Annotated in this window: 2 protein-coding genes; both read right to left on the reverse strand. The window is 67.5% G+C overall.

Annotation, left to right across the window (positions count from 1 at the left end):
* Positions 1 to 1,253, reverse strand: a 1,253-nt coding sequence (cysN, locus tag ABEA43_RS67615; RefSeq protein WP_345581497.1) for a sulfate adenylyltransferase subunit CysN, incomplete at its 3' end; no start/stop codon positions are given.
* The coding region (gene cysD, locus ABEA43_RS67620; RefSeq protein WP_345581500.1) for a sulfate adenylyltransferase subunit CysD at positions 1,253 to 2,145 on the reverse strand (893 nt) is incomplete at its 5' end. The genes cysD and cysN, both read right to left, overlap by 1 nt.

Consider the following 2,145-nt stretch of genomic DNA (forward strand, 5'->3'; position numbering starts at 1 on the left):
TCGATGATCATGCCGGCGCCGACGGTGCCGTTCGTGGCCTCGTCCACCAGGATGAAGCCGCCGGTCAGCCGGTTGCGGGAGTAGTCGTCCACGAACATCGGCTGTGTCACCCGCAGTGAGACCCGCCCGATCTCGTTGAGGGAGAGCGAGGTCGCCTCCTCGTCGCGGTGCAGGGTGTTGACGTCGAGGCGGTAGTGCAGGTCACGCACCATGGCGCGGGCCGTACGGGTGGTGTGCTTGATCGTCAGCTTGGTGCGCGGCGTCAGCTTGGCGCCGTCGCCCATCCAGCAGAGCATCGCCTCCAGCTCCTGCGCCACCTGCGGCTGGTTGTTGGGGCGGGCGATCATGTCGCCGCGTGAGATGTCCAGGTCGTCCTCGAAGCGCAGCGTCACCGACATGGGCGGGAACGCCTCCTGCACCGGGCCGTCGAAGGTGTCGATCGAGGCGATCCGGGTGGTGAGGCCGGAGGGCAGGTGCACGACCTCGTCGCCGGGCTTGAGCACGCCGCCCGCCACCTGGCCCGCGTAGCCGCGGTAGTCGTGGAAGGCGTGGTCGGTGGCCCGCTGCGGGCGGATCACGTACTGGACCGGGAAGCGCACGTCGACCAGGTTGCGGTCGGAGGCGATGTGCACGTTCTCCAGGTGGTGCAGCAGCGAGGTGCCCAGGTACCAGGGCATGTTCTCCGAGCGCGAGACCACGTTGTCGCCGTTGAGCGCGGAGATCGGGATGAACGTCAGGTCGGTGACGTTCAGCTTGGAGGCGAACGCGGTGAACTCCTCCCTGATCTCCTCGAAGCGTTCCTGGGAGTAGTCGACCAGGTCCATCTTGTTGACGGCCAGCACCAGGTGCGGCACGCGCAGCAGCGAGGTCAGGAACGCGTGCCTGCGTGATTGCTCCAGCACGCCCTTGCGGGCGTCGATGAGGATGATCGCCAGGTCGGCGGTGGAGGCGCCGGTGACCATGTTGCGGGTGTACTGGATGTGGCCGGGCGTGTCGGCGATGATGAACTTACGCTTCGGCGTGGCGAAATAGCGGTAGGCCACGTCGATCGTGATCCCCTGCTCCCGCTCGGCCCGCAGGCCGTCGGTCAGCAGCGACAGGTCGGTGTATTCGGTGCCGCGGTCACGCGAGGTGCGCTCGACCGCTTCGAGCTGGTCCTCGAAGATGGCCTTGGAGTCGAAGAGCAGACGTCCGATGAGGGTGGACTTGCCGTCGTCGACGCTTCCCGCGGTGGCAAAGCGAAGAATGTCCATTAAAAGTAGCCTTCCCTCTTGCGGTCCTCCATGGCGGCCTCGGACGCGCGGTCGTCGGCCCTGGTGGCCCCGCGCTCGGTGATCCGGGTGGCCGCGATCTCCTCGATGATCTCCTCGACCGTGGCGGCCGTGGACGACACCGCGCCCGTGCAGGTCATGTCGCCCACCGTGCGGTAGCGCACCACGCCCTCGAAGAGCGGCTCGTCCTCACCGCGCTGCACGACGCCGGAGTCGGGCAGCAGCATGCCGTCGCGCTCGAACACCTTGCGCGTGTGGGCGAAGTAGATGGAGGGGATCTCGATGCCCTCGCGCCTGATGTAGTCCCACACGTCCAGCTCGGTCCAGTTCGACAGCGGGAAGACACGGATGTGCTCGCCCTTGCGGATCCGCGCGTTGTAGAGGTTCCACAGCTCGGGGCGCTGGTTCTTCGGGTCCCACTGCCCGAAGTCGTCGCGGAAGGAGAACACCCGCTCCTTGGCCCTGGCCTTCTCCTCATCGCGCCGCGCGCCGCCGAACACGGCGTCGAACTCGTGCTCCTCGATCCCGTCGAGCAGCGTGGTGGTCTGCAGGCGGTTGCGTGAGGCGCGCCGCCCGCTCTCCTCCACGACCCGGCCCTGGTCGATGGAGTCCTGCACGCTGGCCACGATCAGCCGCGCGCCGAGCTCGGCGGAGCGCCGGTCGCGGAACTCGATGACCTCCTCGAAGTTGTGGCCGGTGTCGACGTGCATGAGCGGGAACGGGATCGGCGCGGGCCAGAACGCCTTCTCCGCGATGCGGAGCATGACGATCGAGTCCTTGCCCCCGGAGAAGAGCAGACATGGACGCTCGAACTCGGCCGCCACTTCGCGCATGATGTGGATGGCCTCGGCTTCGAGCACGTCGAGCTGCGACG

This window comes from Nonomuraea rosea (genome assembly GCF_039539705.1).
GTDB classification, from domain to species: domain Bacteria; phylum Actinomycetota; class Actinomycetes; order Streptosporangiales; family Streptosporangiaceae; genus Nonomuraea; species Nonomuraea rosea.